The organism is Nonomuraea ferruginea (assembly GCF_039540635.1).
GTDB classification, from domain to species: domain Bacteria; phylum Actinomycetota; class Actinomycetes; order Streptosporangiales; family Streptosporangiaceae; genus Nonomuraea; species Nonomuraea ferruginea.
In genome coordinates, this window is record NZ_BAABFD010000010.1 from 313,689 (window position 1) to 331,689 (window position 18,001).

10 protein-coding genes are annotated in these 18,001 nt (G+C 70.9%); 3 read left to right on the forward strand and 7 right to left on the reverse strand.

Features of this window, described 5'->3' with window-relative positions; translation table 11 throughout:
* Positions 1 to 5: 5 nt before the first annotated feature.
* The 5 genes from ABD999_RS20845 to ABD999_RS20865 all read right to left on the reverse strand — a co-directional run bounded on the left by ABD999_RS20845 (position 6) and on the right by ABD999_RS20865 (position 6,122).
* A complete protein-coding gene (locus ABD999_RS20845; protein ID WP_271276405.1) occupies positions 6 to 524 on the reverse strand; it encodes a flavin reductase family protein in 519 nt (172 codons plus the stop codon).
* A gap of 318 nt (positions 525 to 842) precedes the next feature.
* Positions 843 to 1,319, reverse strand: a complete 477-nt coding sequence (locus ABD999_RS20850) for a (2Fe-2S)-binding protein (protein WP_148033116.1) — start codon at positions 1,317 to 1,319, stop codon at positions 843 to 845.
* A gap of 15 nt (positions 1,320 to 1,334) precedes the next feature.
* The gene (locus tag ABD999_RS20855; protein WP_271276406.1) at positions 1,335 to 3,647 is read right to left on the reverse strand and encodes a molybdopterin cofactor-binding domain-containing protein; all 2,313 of its coding nucleotides are present in this window, start codon (positions 3,645 to 3,647) and stop codon (positions 1,335 to 1,337) included.
* Positions 3,647 to 4,867: an oxygenase MpaB family protein gene (locus ABD999_RS20860; protein ID WP_271276407.1), complete on the reverse strand. Its 1,221-nt coding sequence runs from the start codon at positions 4,865 to 4,867 to the stop codon at positions 3,647 to 3,649. The genes ABD999_RS20855 and ABD999_RS20860 overlap by 1 nt, the downstream gene beginning before the upstream one ends.
* Before the next feature lie 40 nt (positions 4,868 to 4,907).
* On the reverse strand, positions 4,908 to 6,122 hold the full coding sequence (locus tag ABD999_RS20865; RefSeq protein ID WP_271276408.1) for an oxygenase MpaB family protein: 1,215 nt from the start codon (positions 6,120 to 6,122) through the stop codon (positions 4,908 to 4,910).
* Positions 6,123 to 6,315: 193 nt separating this feature from the next.
* Between ABD999_RS20865 and ABD999_RS20870 the strand changes: the two genes are divergently transcribed.
* Complete coding sequence (locus tag ABD999_RS20870) at positions 6,316 to 6,969, forward strand: TetR/AcrR family transcriptional regulator (RefSeq protein ID WP_271276414.1); 654 nt, start codon at positions 6,316 to 6,318, stop codon at positions 6,967 to 6,969.
* 100 nt (positions 6,970 to 7,069) lie between these two features.
* The gene (locus tag ABD999_RS20875; RefSeq protein WP_271276409.1) at positions 7,070 to 7,204 is read left to right on the forward strand and encodes a hypothetical protein; all 135 of its coding nucleotides are present in this window, start codon (positions 7,070 to 7,072) and stop codon (positions 7,202 to 7,204) included.
* Between the two features lie 57 nt (positions 7,205 to 7,261).
* On the opposite strand, the gene ABD999_RS20880 is transcribed toward ABD999_RS20875, so the two are convergent.
* Both ABD999_RS20880 and ABD999_RS20885 read right to left on the reverse strand, forming a co-directional pair.
* The gene (locus ABD999_RS20880) at positions 7,262 to 13,309 is read right to left on the reverse strand and encodes an RHS repeat domain-containing protein (RefSeq protein ID WP_271276410.1); all 6,048 of its coding nucleotides are present in this window, start codon (positions 13,307 to 13,309) and stop codon (positions 7,262 to 7,264) included.
* A 204-nt stretch (positions 13,310 to 13,513) separates the two neighbouring features.
* Entirely contained in the window at positions 13,514 to 16,774 is a 3,261-nt protein-coding gene (locus ABD999_RS20885; protein WP_271276411.1) for a LamG-like jellyroll fold domain-containing protein, read from the reverse strand.
* Between the two features lie 500 nt (positions 16,775 to 17,274).
* Between ABD999_RS20885 and ABD999_RS20890 the strand changes: the two genes are divergently transcribed.
* Positions 17,275 to 18,001: RICIN domain-containing protein (locus ABD999_RS20890; protein ID WP_345482847.1), on the forward strand; the 727-nt coding region annotated here is incomplete at its 3' end.

Consider the following 18,001-nt stretch of genomic DNA (forward strand, 5'->3'; position numbering starts at 1 on the left):
CGGGTTCAGGAGTCGGGGTGGGCCAGGAAGCGGCCGAAGCGGCCCTGGTGGTAGAGGAGCGGGCGGCCCTGCCGGTGGACGTCGGCCTCGGCGACCAGGCCGACCACCAGCACGTGGTCACCGACCTGCGCCGTCTCGTAGGGCAGGCAGATCAGGTGCGCGGAGACGTCCTGCAGCAGCGGCGCGCCCAGCGGCCCCGGGCGCCAGCGGGTGGGCTCGGCGAAGCGGTCGACGCTCTTCCTGGCGAACCGGGCCGCCAGCTCGGACTGGTCGCTGGCCAGGATGTTGACCGCGAAGTGGTCGGCGGCGCCGAGTCTGGGCCAGGTGGTGGAGGAGCGGTCCACGTAGAAGGAGACCAGGGGCGGTTCGAGGCTGACGGAGGAGAAGGAGGTGGCGGTGAGACCGACGGGGACGCCGTCGCTCTGGGCGGTGATGACCACGACGCCGCTGGCGTGCACGGCCAGCGCCCGCCTGAACAGGGCGGCTTCGACGGCGTGGCCGTCGGTCAGGGATGAAACGGTCACGGGAGTTCCTCACAGGAGAAAGGCATGCTCGCGCGGCGCCCCGGTGACGGTCCGGGGTCGCGGAGAAGGGGAAGTCGTCGACGAGGGCGCGGGCGGCTTCGGCCGCGCCGGGAGCACGGAGGTGGCGGCTACGGATGCGTGATCAACGACACTGCGCGCTGGCGACGTGGCAGAAATCCACGTGGGAGCGCCTAGTCAGGAGGAGACCCTGCCTCATGGGAACGACGTTAGGCCGCGGTCCCGGCGAAGTCAATATTTCCTACTAGCTTTTAGGGGATTTAGGCGCGCGAAAGGCCGTGCCCCGGGCGGGGCACGGCCTCACATGTCTTCGGCGCCGGCTCTGATGGCTTCGCGGATGCGGGGGTACGTGCCGCAGCGGCAGATGTTGCGCAGCCCGTCGAGGTCGGCGTCCGTGATCGAGCGGCCTTCGGCGGCGACGCGGCGGACCAGCGCCACGGCGGCCATGATCTGGCCCGGCTGGCAGTAGCCGCACTGGGCGACGTCGTGGTCGAGCCAGGCCTGCTGCATGGGGTGCAGGTCCCGGCCGACCGTGGCCGCCAGCCCTTCGATGGTCGTGACCTCGTCGGTGGGCTGGAGATCCTGGACGGGGATCGCGCAGGGGTTGACGGCCTTGCCGTTGAGGTGGCTGGTGCAGGCTTTGCAGACGTTGATCCCGCAGCCGTACTTCGGCCCGGTGATGCCGAGGATGTCGCGCAGGACCCACAGCAGGCGGACGTCGCCGGCGACGTCGACGGTGACCTGTTCGCCGTTGACGCGGAACGTGTGCTCGGGCACTCAGATCTCCTTGCTTCAGCGGGCGTGGTCCAGGCCGTCGGTCGGCGACGGCGGGATCGGGGGGACGGTGGGCTTGGGGGTGAACGAGAGCGTCCCGTGGTTGATCGGGAAGCTGGTGGGCATCGTGCCGGTGGCGCGTCCGTACGCGCAGGCGACCGCGGCCATCGACGCGGCGACGCCCAGCTCCCCCGCGCCCCCGGGCTGGTCGGACGTGCTGGGCATGACGATGACCTGGAGTTCCGGCGGGGTGTTCCACTGGCGGGTGTAGAAGTAGTTGTCCCAGCTCGCCTCCAGGAAGTGGCCGTCGCGCAGGTGGAGGCTGGAGGTCAGGGCCAGCGCGATGCCGTCCATGACGCAGCCCATCATCTGGGCCTCCAGGCCGCGGGGATTGACGGCCAGGCCGACGTCCACGGCGAAGACGACCTTGGTGACGCGCGGCCCGGCCACGCCGTCGCGGATGGGCCGGTCGACCGTCGCGGGCCGGCAGTCGATCTCCACCAGCGCGGCGCTGACCGATTTGTACTCGGCGTGGAACGCGATGCCCTGGGCGGTGCCGGGCGCCATGGACCGGCCCCAGTTCCCGGCCTCCGCCACCTTCGCCAGCACCGCCCTGGACCGGTCGTCCTGGAGGAAGTCGCGCCGGAACCGGTAGGGGTCCTTGCCCATCCTCGCCGCGAGCTGGTCGACGATGAGCTCGCGGGCGCAGGTGACGTCGGGCGAGTAGACGTTGCGCATGCTGCCGGTGTTGAAGCCCTTGTCCGTCTCGCTGAGCAGCCGGCTGACGGCCCCGAACCGGTAGGACGTCGCCTGGCTGAGATGGAAGAACGTCTGGGCGAAGCCGATGTCGCCCACCGGGAGCCTCGCGGCCAGGGCGGTGATGATCTCCCCGAGCCCGTGGCCGAGGTCCGTGGAGACGCTGGTGTGCCGCTGCTTGTAGCTGAGCACGGTGTCGCCGAGGTAGGCGACGCGGACCCGCGAGGTGGCCATCGGGTGGGTGCGCCCCTGGCGGGAGTCGTCGGCGCGGTGCCACATGAGCTTGACCGGTTTGCCGATCTTCTGTGACATCTCGGCGGCTTCGAGCGCGGCGTCGAAGAACAGCTTGCGCCCGAAGGAGCCGCCGCCCTCGGTGACGTGCACGGTGACCTTGCCGGCGGGCAGCCCGAGCTTGGCGGCGATGGCCTGCTGGGCGACGATCGGCGATTTCAGCGCCGACCAGATCTCGGCCCGGCCGGCCCGCACGTCGGCGATCGCGCAGTTGGGTTCGAGCGCGCTGTTGCTGCGGAAGTAGAAGGTGAACTTGCCTTCGACGACCGGGGTCGGCGGCCTGAGCCCCATCGGCAGCTCCGCCGCTTCGAGCTGCCGCAGCACACTGGCGTCGGACTTCCCCTCCGCGGTGCCCGGTCTCCAGGAGACCTGCAGGGCGCGTACGGCGTCGACGCACTGCCCGAAGGTCTCGGCACGGACCGCGACCCCGGTGGAGATCGTCACCACGTCGGTGACGCCGGGCATGGCGCGGACCTGCGCGAGGTTCGCCACCGAGCCGACCTTGCCGTTGATGGTCGGCGGGCGGCACACCATCGCCGGCTTGGCGTCCGGGACGTCGAGGTCCATCGCGAACTTCTTGCGCCCGGTGACCGCGTCCAGGGCGTCGACGCGGTTGTGCGGCCTGCCGATGACGGTGAAGCTCTCCCGCGGCGCGAGCTCCACGGACACCCGCTCGGTCCGCGTGCTCGCGGCCTTCGAGGCGAGCGCGCCGATGCCGACGCTCCGGCCGGCGCGGTCCTTGACCACCCCGTCCTCGATCGTCAGGTTGCCCGCGTCGGTGCCGAGTTCGGCCGCCGCGGCGGTCAGCAGGCGCTGCCGGGCGACGGCGGCGGCGACCCGGATCGGGGTGTAGGTGGCGATGGTCGTGTTCGAGCCGCCGGTGAGCTGGTTGAACACCAGCTCGGGCCGGGCGTCGGCCAGCGTGACGCGCACCCGGTCCAGCGGCACGGACAGCTCCTCGGCGATCAGCATGGCCGTCGAGGTGGTGATGCCCTGGCCGACCTCGGCCCGCGGCAGCGCGAACGCCACCGTGCCGTCCTGCCGTACCTCGACCGAGATCAGGTTCGAGGTGGGCAGCGCCGCCGCCGTCATGAGGTCGTTGAGGTCGACCAGCTCGGTCAGTTCGGGCGCGGCCAGTGCCCCGGTCCCGGCCGGGGCACTGGCTCCGGCCGGCGCCGGGGCGAGCTCGGCGGCGGCCACCAGGGTCGGGGCCGCCAGCACGTACCCGAGGAAGCGCCGCCGCCCGATGGCCGAGCCCGGCCCGTCGTCCTGCGGTCCGGTCATCAGGTGCCGGGCCGGTTGGTCGTGGGGATCTCGATCTTGGTCTCCTTGCCCTTGGTGAGGAAGAACATGATGTACTGCCGGACCGCCTCGTCGATGACCCAGGCGATCTGCGGCACCAGCGGCAGCGGGATGAGCCCCTCACGGAACCTGACCAGCTTCGGCCAGGCCGAGCTGATCAGCGGGTCCCACACCGGCTCACGCTCGATACCGTCCCAGTCGGCCACCTGGTCGCCGACCAGGTAACGGGCGAGCGCGTTGCAGAGCGGCCGGCTGATGCTGCCGGGGCTGGTCTGCTCGGCGAGCTGGTCCAGCAGGATGTCGGTCAGCGCCACGCCCTCGGGGGTCGGCCCCATGTTGCGGGGCAGGACCTGGTCCGATTGCGCGTAGGCCTCGTCCCAGCTTGAAGGGATGTACTCGTCCTTGATGCCGAGCATGTGCGCGGTCACCTGCCACACGTGCAGGTACGCCGCGGAGTCGGCGGAGCTGATCGGCACCTTCCATTCGAGCATCTTGCGCATGGCGAAGGTCGGCAGGGTGTGCCAGGTGACCAGCATGTCCTCCTGGCTGATCGGGATGCCGTAGGGCCAGTGGGGCACCTGCCGCAGCAGGTGCCGCACCGCGGCGTGCACCAGCCGGGTCTTCACCGCCTCGACCACGCACGAGCCGTCCGGCCGGTAGGCGTTCAGCGACCCGACGGCGAATCCCAGGATGCTCGTCTTGGCCACGCGGTCCTCCATGTCCGCGCCGCCCTTGGAGTAGTAGACCGCGCGGGCCTCCTTGGGGATGGCGGTGCTCAGCATGCCGCCGCCCACGCCGTTGAGCAGGTTGAGGTACAGCCCTCTGGACTTGTTGAAGTCGGCCGCGGTCTCCAGCTTGCCGCGGTCCGCCCACGACGGCAGCCGGCGTGCCCGCTCCATGAAGTCCCGCAGATCCGCCGGCAGGCCGTCGGGCAACGGCTGGTCGTTCCGGTTCCAGTCCCACAGCAGGCGGTTGACCTCGGGCACGTCACCCCGGTCGATCAGCGAGGCGACCAGTGCGTCGGCCTCCTCGTCCCACACCCATCGCGGGTCCGTGCCGGCGCCGGAGCCCGCGACCGAGCCGCGCGCCGACCAGGTCCAGGGCGTCTGGCTCGCCTCCGCCGGAGGGGTGAGCCCCAGGGCGCCGAGCGCTCCCAGCGTTCCGCCCGAGATCAGGATCTTGCGCCTGCTCAACTCCGCCATTGCGCGTACTCCTCTCCGTGTGCCGGGTGAAAGGGGTCGATCAAGACGGCCGGTTGGTTTCCGGGATCTCGATCCTGATCGGCTGCGCTTCGGACAGGAAGAGCAGAGTCGCCTTGCGCAGGAACTCGTCGAAGAGCCAGTACGTCTCCGGCGCCAGCGGGAGGTTGAGCAGACCTTCGCGGATGGCGATGAACGGCCGCCAGGACAGCCGGAGCAGCGAGTCCCAGACGGGCTCCCTCGGGATCTTCAGCCAGCCGGCTATCTGGTCGCCGAGCACGTAGCGGGTGAACGCGCCGAGGATCGGCTTGGACAGGATGGCGCCGTCGACCTCGGCGCCGAGGTTGAGCAGGATGTCGGCCAGCTTGATGCCCTCGGGGGTCGGCGCCAGGATCGGGGTCAGAACCTGCTCCGCCTGGGAGTTCGCCTGCGCCCACGACGCGGGGATGTACTCGTCCCTGATGCCGAGCATGTGCGCGGTCAGCTGCCACGAGTGCAGGAAGTCCGTGGACTCGGAGGAGGGAATCGGCACCCTCCAGTCGAGCATCTTCTGCATGACGGTCGTGCCCAGGCTGTGCCAGGTGACCATCATGTCCGCCTGGCTGATCGGGATCTCCTCGTCGGCGACCGGGGGCCAGTACGGGGACTGCGGCAGCAGGTGCCGCACCGCGGCGTGCACCAGCCGGGTCTTGACGCAGGTCACGATCATCTCGCCGTCGGGGGCGAAGGCGTTGCGGGTCATGATGTCGTAACCGAGCTTGGCGGTCTTGGTGATGCGGTCCTTCATGTCCGCGCCGCCCTGCGAGTAGTAGACGGCGCGGGCCTCCCTGGGGATGACCGTGCTCATCATGCCGCTGGCCATGCCGTACAGGACGCCGAGGTAGAGTCCCCGCTTTTCGGTGAACCTGAACGAGGTGGCGAGCTTGCCGTGGTCGGTCCAGGCCGGAAGCCGCCGGGCGTCCTCCATGAACGCCCGCAGGTCCGCCGGGAGCCCGTCGGGCAGCGGCTGGCCGTTCTTGGTCCAGTTGCGTAAGAGCCGGTTGACCAGGGGCACGTCGCCCCGGTCGAGCAGCGAGGCGACCAGCGGGTCCGCTTCCGCGTCCCACACCCATCGCGGGTCGGCGCCGACGCCCGTGCCCGCCACCGAGCCCTTGGGCGACCAGGTCCACGCGTACGCCGGGGTGGTGGCGCTCAGCGCGCCGAGCGCGCCGAGCGCGCCGCCCGCCTTCAGCACGTTGCGTCTGCTGGGTTTGTCCATGCCGTCGTTCCTCCTCTTCTCGCCGGGAGAGCGGGATGACACCCGTTGATACGATGAAACAGGGAACGAGTCCGTGTATCATCATCATGAGAGCACAACGTGATGCCCATCACAAGACCGCGGCCACCGTTGTGGGGGAACGAGTCAGAACCGTGTACGTGAGGTGATCGTGGAATCCGCGCTGTCCGCGCTAATGCCGCCGTCGGACTCCGAGTCGTTGCTGGAACGCGCCTACATCGACGCGGTCGAGCAGGTCGACGACACCGACCCGACCCGGGCGCGCATCCTCGACGCGGCGTACGAGCAGTTCTGCCGCACAGGCATCCGGCGCTCCACGATGGAGGACGTGGCCCGCCGGGCCAAGGTCTCCCGCGTCACCGTCTACCGGCGCTTCGCCACGAAGGACAGGCTGGTCGAGCACGTCGTGCGCCGGGAGTTCCGGCGCTACTTCGACCAGTTCCTGATCGACATCGAGCAGGCCCGCACCGCCGCGGACCGGGTCGTCCTCGGCTTCGTCAGCTCGATGCGCGCGATCCGGGGCAACCCGCTGATCGGCGGCCTGATCGAGGCCGAGCCCGAGCTGCTCGTGCCGTCCATGATCAGCGACGGGGGCCGGACCCTCGCCACCGTGCGGCAGTTCGTCGCGGGCCAGCTCCGCCGCGAGCAGCGCGCGGGCCACGTGCCGGACGACCTGGACGCCGACCTGGTGGCCGAGCTCATGGTCCGGGTCTCCGCCTCCTTCCTGTCGACCCCGAGCCACATCGTCGACCTCGACGACGACGAGCAGCTGGCCGCCGTCGCCCGGCAGTTCCTGGTGCCCATGCTGGGCGGCTCCCGGCCGTCCTGAGAACGGTCCGGCGCCGAGGCGGCCAGGTTCGAGGCGCTGCTGCTCGGCGTGCTGGCCGCCGGCCCCGCCCCGATCACGCTGGTGAACGGGGAGGGGCGGGGTGGTGGCGACCAACTCGCCGCGGTTACCCGCCGGCTCCCTGCTCCTGGACCCGGGCCCCGACCGGCACCCGCTGCCCGGGCTGCCATGGAGCATCGTCACCTCGGCCAGGGACCGGGCGATCAGCCCTAGATAGCCGCCCGGATCTTCCGGAGAATGCCCGGCCGGTACCAGACCGGCCGGACACCCTCGCTCAGTACATCGGCTTGATGAAGCCCTTGATGAAGCCGGCGATGAACGCCCCTACCTGCCCCGCTGGGGCGAGAGATTCGCCGTACTTCGGGAAGTGCCCGACGGGGGTGGCCCACTTGTCTCGGTACACTTTTTCAAACTCGAGCCCCTTCTGCACCCCCGAGGTCAGCCGGTTGTGCCGGATGGCGGCCTGCTCCGCGCGGCCCTGGTTGCGAGCTTGGGTCGCGGGGGGCGACTGCTGTGGCCTCACCGGCTCCCGCCGCGCCCTGGGCGGCGACTGCCGTTGGGCCGCCCGATGACTGGTCGGACGGGTGCCAGGCCGGTGCCGCTGCTGGGATCTGGCCGGAGACCTACTCGCGCGCCTGCTGTTCCGCACCTTGGCCGCGAGTTGCCTGCGCTGGGCCATGATCTCCTTCCGGCGTTTCGCCGCCGCCGCCACCCTGCGCTTCTGCGCCGCCTGCGCCGCCCGCTTCCGCTTCTCGGCCGCCCTCCTCTTGGCCGCCTCCGCCCTCTTCTTGGCCGCGGCTGCCTGCCTGCGCTTCGCGGCCTCCTCCGCGGCCTTCTTCCTCTTGGCCTCAGCGGCCTTGCGCTTGGCCGCCTCCGCGGCTGCTCTGCGCTTGGCCGCTTCCCTGGCCGCGCGCCTGGCAGCCTCCTGGGCGGCGCGCCTCCTGGCCAGCCAGGCCGCCAGCCGCCTGGCTGCGGCTCTGGCGGCGAGTATCATCGCGACCCGTGCCGCGACAGCGAACCAGACCCACTGACCGTCGGGGTCGCTGAGGGTGACGGGGCTGTTGTTGGCGTAGGCGTAGGCGTTGAGCTGCTGCGGTTCCTCCGGGTCGATGATCGGGTCCACGGAGAGGAAGCGGCCGTTCCTGGGGTCGTACTCGCGCGCGCCGAGGTGGACGAGGCCGATGGTCTCGTCCCGAGTCCCGCCGACGAAACCGCGCTGCCCCGGCCACCAGGAGGGCGGTGATCCGCGGTCCTCGCCGAACGGCGTCATCCTCCTGACCGCGAGTTCGCCGGTGCTCGCTTTCACGGCCGCCTGGGCGGTGCCCTGGTGGTCGCCGGCCAGGAAGTACACCTGGTTGTCCGGCGTGCGCACCGCGATGGGCTGGCCGCCGATGGTGTAGTAGCGGGTCTGCTCGACGGCGTCCTTCGCGTAGTCGAAACGCAGCTCCATGTCGTCGATGTAGAAGGTGGCGTCGGTCGGGGTCTTGCGCAGCAGGCGGTCACCGTCCGCGTCGTACACGAACGAGGTGACCTTGCCCGCCTCGGTCACCGACTCCAGGTTGCCCTCGGCGTCCCAGACCAGGGTCTGGTCGGCGTTCCCGACCTTGCGCCTGGTGGTGTTGCCGGCCGCGTCGTAGGCGAACAGGTCCTGCCCGACGGACTGCAGCGCGTGCGGCCGGGGGCTGCCCGCCGCCGGGTAGGCGGAGGTGAGCACGGCGTCGGGCCGGCCGCCCCAGCCGTGCCTGGTCTCCTTGATCCGGTTGCCGGTGACGTCGTAGGCGTAGCTGAACGCGTACGGGGCCACGCCGCCGATCGTGGCGGCCTGCGGGCCGCCGGTGGCGCAGCCGTCCGTGGCCGTCCACGCCGAGGTCAGGCGGCGCAGGTGGTCGTGCCTGAAGCACTGGGTGTCCTGCCCGCCGGCCCGTTCCTCGATCTTGGTGATGTTGCCGGCCGGGTCGTAGCTGTAGCGGAGGTCGAGGTCGGTGGCGGGGGCGCCGGCCCGGTCCAGCCGGATGCCGGTCGTCCTGCGGGTGCCCTCGTCGTGGGTGTAGGTCAGCCAGGTCTTCCCGGCCCCCTCGCCCAGCTCGTACTGCAGGGTGTCGCCCATCTTCGAGTAGCGGGCCGCGCTCACGTACGGCGACAGGCCGGCGACCCTGGTCGGCTGGGCGAGCTCGTCGTAGGTGTAGACGACCGACTCTTCCGCCAGCCCGCCGGCGGCGGGGAAGCTGACGGACTGGACCTCGTCGTCGAGCGTGTAGCGGGTGTTGAGCACGTACGAGCCGGCCAGCTTGCCCTCCCGCGCGGGGATGGTGACGGTCTGGCGTAACGTGCGGTAGTCCGCGTCGATCGCGTTGATCTCGGCCTTGTACGCCTGCCCGCCCACGTAGCGGATGGCGGCGTTCAGCTCGCCCTTGGCCAGCGCGTCGTACTTCCACTCGGCCAGCAGCGTGCCGGTCGCCGAGCCCTCGCGCAGCTGCGTCTTGCGGCCCAGCGCGTCGTAGCCGTGCCACAGGGTCCTGCCGCGGGCGTCGGTGGTGGTCACCACCTCGTCGGCGTCGTTGTACGTGGTGGTCGTGACGCCCTTGTCCGGGTCCTCCGTCCTGATCTCCCTGCCGCGCAGGTCGTAGTGGTGACGCCACACGTTGCCGGCCGCGTCGGTCACCGTGGACAGCCGGTCGGCGGAGTCGTAGGTGTACTTGGTGGACTCGTACGCGCCCGTCGGGGTCGCGCCCTTGTACTCCCGCAGCTCGACGAGCCGGTCCTCGGCGTCCCCGATCCGGGTGGTCGCGGTGCCGCCCGGCGGCGGCGTCAGGTGGAGGCGGTCGCCCTCCATCTGGGCGCTCACCCGGAACTTCTCCACGCCCTTCGCCTTGAGGATCTGGGTGTCGAGCTCGCCTGCGCCGTCGTACAGTGACACGACCTGGTTGGGCACGTCGGCGTCGGCCACCGCGATCAGGTTCGTGGACGGCGTGCCGACGGCGAAGTAGCCGGTGTTGGCCTTGTGCTCCTCGCCCTGTGAGTTGTAGAGGGTGTCGGTGATCGTCCGGCCGTCACGCAGCGCGGGGTCGCTCGCCTGGTCGTCGCGGGGCGCGGGCTCCTGGGTCTGGCGCTCGCGCAGCAGGCCGTCGTACAGCTCGTGACTGGTGGTGTAGCCGCCGTCGGCGCGCAGTGTCTTGGTGGTCACGACACTGGGGCCGTCGTTGCGGGTCAGGTAGGTGTACTCGGTGCTCGGCGACTGCCCCGCCGCCTTGCTGCGGTCGGGCTGCCACACCTTGGTCAGCCGGCCCAGCGGGTCGTACTCCAGGTCGACGCGGCGGTTGTTGGCGTCGACCTCGGCGACCGGCTCGCCCCAGGCCGGTTCCAGCTGAGTGCGCTCGGTGTGGCCGAGTGCGTTGGTCTCGGTGGTCTCCGTCACGGGGGCGCCCGAGGCGGGGCTGTAGGCGGTGACGGACCGGGTGCCGACCGGGTCGGTCTCGCTGGTCTCCCGGCCGTAGACGTCATAGGTGTGCGCGCTGCCGGTGATCGTCCGGCCGTCGGCGGAGACGAGCTCCTGAACGGAGGTCACGTCGCCCTTGGTGGGCGGCTGGCCGTTCGCCTTCCCGTCGTACTGGATGCGCTCGTCCGAGAGCACCTCACCGGCGGCCAGGGCCGCGACCGGAGTGTCGCAGCCGGCCGAGACCGACTCGATCCGGCTCGTGTAGTCGAGCATCCAGGAGGTGTCATTCCTGGCGTAGCTGTACCGGACGCACTCGTCGTCGCCGGCGTCGGCCAGGTCGCCCTTCTCGTGCACCCGCAGGAGCAGGCCCGTCTCGTCGTACGAGCGAGCCTCGCCGGTGCGCCGCCACCGGCCGTCCTGGAGCGCGGTGCGGGTGACCATGGAGGCGGGCTGGATCACGTGCGCGGCCTTGGTGACGCCGTCATGGGTGGACTCCGCCGTCTTGACCGACCACGGCGCCTCCAGGGTCGCGGTCAGGATCGCGCCACCGTCGCCGTCGAAGAGGATCTCCTCGCGCTCGAAGCCTGCCAACTGGTCGAGGTCGTCCAGCTTGCCGCCTTCGGAGTCCTCGACCTCCTCGCTGCGCCGGGAGCCGTCAGACCGCTTGTCGCCGTGCAGGCCGCGGAAGTACCGGTACTCCTTGAGCGTCCGCTCCGCGTCCTGCCCGTCGCCCTCCCTCACGCGTACGCGGCCGTACCCCCGCCAGTCGGACCACGTCCGGTGCGCGGGCTTGACCAGGATGTTCTCGGCGTAGCGCCAGCCGGCGCCGTCCAGGTACTCGTAGCCGGTGACCACGTCGGGCGAGCCCGCGACCCGGTCGACCTCGACCGTCTGGGTGACCAGGTACTTGTGGAACCAGTCGGTGACCTCGGTCTCGTCCGGGGGCGCCCAGCGCTGCGGGAAGCAGCGTCTGGCGTTCCGGTCCGCGACCGGCGTGTCACCTGGGGCGCAGTCGGCGGGCGAGTAGTTGATGCGCAGCTCGCCGCCGGACTCGTTGCCGATCGCCTGCACCCGCCACTTGATCAGCGGGGGACGCCCTTCGAGCGCGTCCACCCGGTTGGGCAGCTGCTTGCCCGTGAACGTGATCGGAGGCAGCGTGAGCGAGCCGCCCACGTGGCCGGACTGCTGGATCGAGGCCAGCCACAGCGCCGGGCTCATGCCGTCCCCGGAGGCGGGGAAGGTGTGCGTCAGCTTCCACGAGTCCACCGGCTGGTACTGGCCGGAGGCGTTGCGGATCTGGGTGGTGACCTTCGCCAGCCGCTTGCGTGAGAAGAAAGTCGGCGCCAGCCGGTCGGTGCACTTCACGCCGGCGTCGCAGATCTGGTCGAACGGCACGTCCGGCCAGTGCTTCGCGGTGTCCTTCTTCAGCTCGCCGGGTGCGCATGTGACGGCGCCGGAGGGGACGCAGCGCTCGGCGTGCTCGAACAGCACGCGGGCGGCCGGAGCCCTGGTGAACAGCTCGTCCTTCAGGTATCCGTAGTCGATGCGGGCGAGCGGGGCGGCGCGCACGTACCGGGTGCCGAGCTCCGGCTTCATGCTGCGGCCGTAGTGGTTCGTCTCGTGCTGGTACCAGTACGTGGTGGCGTTGCCGTGGGTGTCGGCCACGTAGTCGAGGTTCCACCGGTAGGCCTGGTGGCACCAGGCGTTGGCGGGGGTGCCCGAATGGCACGGCTCGCCGCTGTTGTTGCCGAACACCGGTACGGTCTGCACCGACTTCGTCTCGGGGTTGCCGGTGGTCTCGGCCCAGCGGGGGAGGCGGTTCAGGCCGAAGGTGTACTGGGTGCCGTCGGGGCTCGTCATCCGCCAGTACTCGCCGTTGTTGTCACCGTTGGTGGCGCCGACGAGCGCTTCGATCCTGGTCCCGTCGTCGCGCTTGGGCCGCCACCGCCCGCTCACGGCGTCCTTGACGAGCTCCATGGCCGTGCCGTCGAGGGACATGGTGGCGTTGTCCTGGTCCCAGCACAGGTCGCCGGTCTTCTTGCCGTCGAGCATGCAGGCCTTGTAGCGGCGTTCGATGTAGCCGCCCGGGTTCAGCTCGAAACCCTCACCGGCCCAGGACGCCTGGTTGTTGGTGGAGGCGGTGCGGCCGTCCACGCTCTGCGAGGAGTAGGCCAGCGCCGGCTCCGGCTCGTCGCCGCCCAGGGCGGGCGGGGTGCGCAGCTCGTACCCCCAGGTGAAGTCGCCGGACTGGGCGCCCACGCTCCACGTGGCCGTGGGTGACAGGGAGGTGGCGGCGTGGTCGCCGGACGGTCCGGAGGGGGCCGCTGTGAGCGCGTACAGGCCGTCGGTCCCGACCTCGGCGGTGACCGTGCCCTTGGCCGCGTCGTTCTCGCTCTTCACCGGCAGCGACGGGGCACAGCCGGTGGCGGCGGCGTCGAGCGCGCACTCCTCCAGCTTGACCACGCGCAGGCGGGAGCCGTAGTCGCCGCCGTACGCGTGCCGGAAGCCTGAGTAGTCGATCTCCAGGCGGGTCGTGGCCGCCGTCTTGACACCCGCTCCGGGCTTGAGCCGCAGGGCCAGGCCGGGCAGGTCGGTGTCCAGCAGTTCGACGCTCACCGGGGCCTGGGCGGCGGCGGTTTTCGCGGTTCCGGGCGCCAGCCTGACGGGGAAGTCCTCCACCTGGACGGCGGCGGAACCGCCCAGCACGGCGCTGCGCGTGCGGGGCCAGCGGACCTCCGGGGGCTTCTGCCACGCCTGCTCGGCGGCGGGGTCGGCCATGGGCGGTCTGACGGGGACGTCAGTGCCCTTGACCGGCGCTTCCCGCTGCACGGCAGGGTCCTGGCGGGGAGCCGCCTGGGCCGGTGTGGCCTGCACCAGCTGCACCACGAGCAAGATCGTGAGGGCGGGGGCAAGCTTGCGGGGCCAGCGGGCTTCGGGCTTGTTCTCTCCCTCGAAGCGGTTCCATGAGCTGTCGGGGATGTCGGGCTGCCGAGGGGCCTGCTGGAGGCCGTTCCATCGGGATTCGGGTAACTCTAACTCGCCTGGAACATCCATGAGCGTCTCTCCAGTGGGGGGTTCTGGATGGGTGTTCTACTGCGCGGCCAGTTGGGCGATCTGCTCGACGCTCAGCACTCCGTCGTAGAGGCGGATGTCGTCGATCGTCCCCGGCCAGTGACCGGTGAAGACTCCCGCGGTCTTGGTACGGCCCAGTTGCAGCGGCCTTGAGGCGTTCCATTGGCTGAGATGGTCGGTGTGGGTGGTCGACAGGCGGCCGTCGACGTAGACGCGGAGCTGTCCGGCGAGCGGGTCGTACACGCCGGCGACGTGCGTCCACACCATCGGCACCGGCACGGCGTCGGAGCGGGCACGCACGAGGGCGGTGGTGTCGGTGTCCGCGCCCGCCATGCCGAGCATCCACCGGCTCCGCGCCCCGTCGTAGCCGAGCTGGAAACCGGCGGCCCGGTCGCCCGGCTGGGCGACGAGCGCGGCGTCCCCGGCGGGGAGATAGTCCAGCTGCGTCCAGCCCGCGACGGTGAACCCCGTCCGGGTGTTCACGGCGGGGCCGGCCGTCTGGGCGTGGCCGGTGACTCCGTCGAGGGCGAGCCCGCCGCCGAGCCAGCCGCCGGTCCACGACGCGCCGCCGGTCACAGTGGCCGGCGTCGACCGGCCGGAGGAATCGGCCGCGGACAGGCCCTCGGTCTCGTCCATCTTCCAGTGGCCGACGAGCGTGGTGGCGCTGTGGATCAGGTCGGCGACCTCTCCGGCGAAGACGGCCCGGCCGTAGACACGGACCTCGTCGACGTCGCCGGGCCAGAACTCCGCGGCGCCGCCTGCCTGGCCGCGGCCGATGGTGAGACTGCCCGTGGCGGCCCACGACCGCGCCGCGACGGTCGATTCCAGCCTGCCGTTGACGTAGAGGGAGACCCGCCCGGCCGCGGCGTCGTACACCCCGGTCAGGTGGGTCCACTCGCCGAGCCTCGGCGGTGCCGCGGAGAGCGCGCGCACGGCCGGGGCGCCGGCGGTGTCCGAGCCGGCGACGGCCAGCGCCCAGCGGTCGTCGGGCTTCGAGTACTGCAGGGCGAACGCTCCCGTGCCCGTGCCTTCCTGGGTGAGCGCGGTGGCCGTGGCGCCGGTGCCGGTCAGACGGACCCAGGCGGCGACGGCGAAGTTGCGGCTGGTGTCCACGACCGGGCCCTGGGTCTGCGCGTACGAGCTCGCGAGGCGCAGGGCGGCGCCGTTCCTGCCGGAGGTCCATGTGGCCCCGTGCAGCGTCACGGGATGGGAGCCCGCGGCGTCGGCGGCGAGGGTGCCCTGGCCTTCGTCCAGTTTCCAGTGGGCCGCCGGATCGGCGCCGGGGTTGACGTTGAAGATGTAGGCGCGGATCGGGCCGAGCCCGCCGGCGTGGTCCTTGCTGCGCACAGAGAGGACGTTGGGGCCGTCGTGGCGCGGGGTGAGCCGGATCGTGGCGGTGCCGTTCTGCCCGGCGGCGACCTCAGCGCCGGGCGTGGTGTCGAGCCCGTAGAGGTAGCCGGCGACGTCGGCGACGCCGTTGGGCGCGAAGGTGAACGTGCCCGCGAGGCCGACACCGTCGCTCCAGGCGTTCTCCCCGTACTCGGCCGAGGTCACCACGGGCTCCCTGACCGGTGCCGAGGAATCCACCCTGATCTCGCACCAGGGGCTCCACGCGCTGCCGACGGTGCCGTCCTCCGCGAGCACGCGCCAGCGGACCACCGAACCGTCGGTGTACGCGCCCTGCGGCACGAGCGCGGAGTACGCGTTGCCCGTCGAGCCCATGGGCGTGACGTACTCGCCCAGTTTGGTGACCCCGTCGGCCGCGTACCACTCGAACCGGCCCCGGACGGAGTTGTCGGCGTCCCTCAGCTTGGCCCAGAGTCTCGGCGTGGCGGTGCTGCTGACGGGCCGCGCGTCACCGGAGACGCAGGCGCCGCCCGGGTCCGACCACACGTCGCCGGTCCCGGGCGTGGCGGGCAGCGAGTTGTACTCGATGACCAGGACCGGGTTGTTCCTGAACTTCTTCCAGGCGTACACGTCGGACTCGCTGGTGGCCCGCAGGCCGATGGTGGCGTAGGTCCAGCCTTCGGACGCGGCCCGGACGACCCACGGCGTGGCGTCGAACTCGACCCCGCCGGGCTTGCACGCCGTGCCCCAGCCCTTGGCGACGTTCACCGTGGCCAGCTTGGTGGACCAGTACGGCTGTTTGCTCCAGGTGGTGCTCTTGCTGATCGCGCCGGTCCCCCAGGCTTCGACCTTGCGGGCCTGGCAGGAGTACGACCACGTCTCGTACGTGCGCAGGGTCGCGTTGATGATCTGCTTGCCGTGGACTGTCGGGCCGACGGTGAACTGGAAGAACGAGCGGTTGGTCTGCGAAGTGCTGATCTTCCCCACCCGGGCGATGTCGCTGGCGTTGAGGTAGTTGCTGCCGGCGTGGTTCTTCCAGACCGCCGTCCACGAGCCACGCGCGGCCGAGAAGTAGGGGTCCAGGTAGACGGGGAACGTCGTCTCGGGGCCGGTCAGCAATTTCTTGTCCGGCTTGAGGAGCAGTTTCCCGCCGACGAGCTCGACGCCCATGGTGGCCTCGCGAGCGTCCGGGGAGCGTCCCTCCCTGAGCGCCCGCGGGCTGGCGACGCCCTCCGAGTCCCACATCTTGGGGGTGGGCGCGATGAAGATCGTGCCGCCGTTGCGGTCGACGGCCTCCAGGTTGCCGGCCTCGTCCGTCTTCAGCGAGAGGCTCTCGGCCGACAACGGGTAGGCGAGCTCGGTCAGGCCTGCCGCGGCGGCCCGCGACTTGACCACCAGGATGTGGGAGAAGCCGTCCACGTCGGCGGTGACCTGGAGGTCCACGCCCGGCATGACCTCGGCGTAGGTGGCGGTGTCGCCGTTCAGCACCGGCTTGGGCAGGGCGCCGTGCCAGCCGAGCTCCATCGACTTGCCGCCCCGGGCCAGGCGGGCGAGAGGGGCGGTGCCGCCGCCGGAGAACGTCATGTCGACCGCCGTGGCGACCGGCCCGATTGTCCCGTCGGGACGCGTGCGGAGCGTGGTGTCGACGGGCACCCAGCCGTCCCCGTCGCGCACGCGCACCGGGCGGACGTGCTGCTCCAGGAGGAAGGTCCCGCCGGGCTGGGCGAAGACCCGGGCGGTCTCGCTGCGCAGCGACTCGACCTCGACCCGCTTCCCGGTGCTCTGGGCGCGCGCCAGCGCGGCGGGCTCCGGCTCGACCGCCGACCCGCGGTCGACGGCCTGTACACGGCCGGCCCCCGCGTCTTCCGGCGGGGGGACTACCAGGATCGCGGTGATGAACGCCGTCGTGATCAGGCCATGCACTGCACGCATAGGTTCCTCGCCCGTCGGTGAGCAGCAGTTGTCGCCCGGTAAACGATTACCTGACGTAGCCCCGATCTCGTGTGTCGATCGGATTGTCATCCCCTGTCAGGGGCGCGTCCATAGTCTCGCCACCCTCTATTTAAAATATTTTCATGAATCATTCTCGTCCGAAAATATCCTTCAAGGCGTCCGGAAAATTATCGAGGCACGTGGCAACCGGTTGCAGAGACAGCTGGAATATGGCGGATAAAGGCGAGTGCTCTCGCAGCAACCGCTTGCACGAGCATCGATGAAAGTTTCATCGTCCGCACGCTTCCCACCGCCCTCCCCGGGGCGGCTGACCAGCCAAGACGGTAGGCGGACCAGGCGGCTCGCCCGGCTGGGCCTTCCCGGCCTCGGCCGCCTGTGCTTCACTGCGAAGCACTGACGGGAAAGCGCTTACCCACCACCACCCCGCTCGCCGTGCTCCCCCTACCGAACTGGAGTTCTCCGTGCGCGAAAAAAGAAGATTGGCGCTATCGCTGGCCGCCGCTCTCGTGACGAGCAGCGGGCTGGTGGCCGTGATGGCGGGCGCCGCCTCGGCGGCCCCGTCCAACGGCTCCTACACGCTGGTCAACGCGGGCAGCGGGCTGTGCGCCGCCGTGCCGGGCGCGAGCACCGGCGACGGTGTGCAGCTCACCCAGGCCACCTGCACCGGCGCCGCCGGCCAGGTCTTCACCCTCAGCGGCGGCCAGCTCAAGGCGGCGCACAGCGGGAGGTGCCTCGGCGTCAAGGACGCCTCCACCAGCGCGGGCAAGGCCGTCCAGCAGGAGACGTGCACCTCCGCCGCCTCCCAGAGCTGGCAGTTCACCACCTCGGGCAGCAACTACCGGATCGTCAACGCCAACAGCGCCAAGTGCCTCAACGTCAAGGACAACTCCACCTCCTCCGGCGCCGCGCTCCAGCAGAACAGCTGCGACTCGGTCGCCACCAAGCAGTGGACGCTGCGGCCCGCGAACGGGGGCGGCAACCCTGACCCTGACCCGACGCCGACCATCACCCCCACCAGTGGCGGCGGCGACGGCAGCGGCGCCTGGCCGTCCGACACCGGCAGCGTGCACCAGACCACCACCCGCAACGCCGGCACGTTCTTCGACGGCGGCATGAAGCGCTACTACGGCATCGGCGACGGCGGCCAGAGCGAGAGCCAGGACCCCATGTTCGTGGTGGCCAACGGCGGCACCATCCAGAACGTCA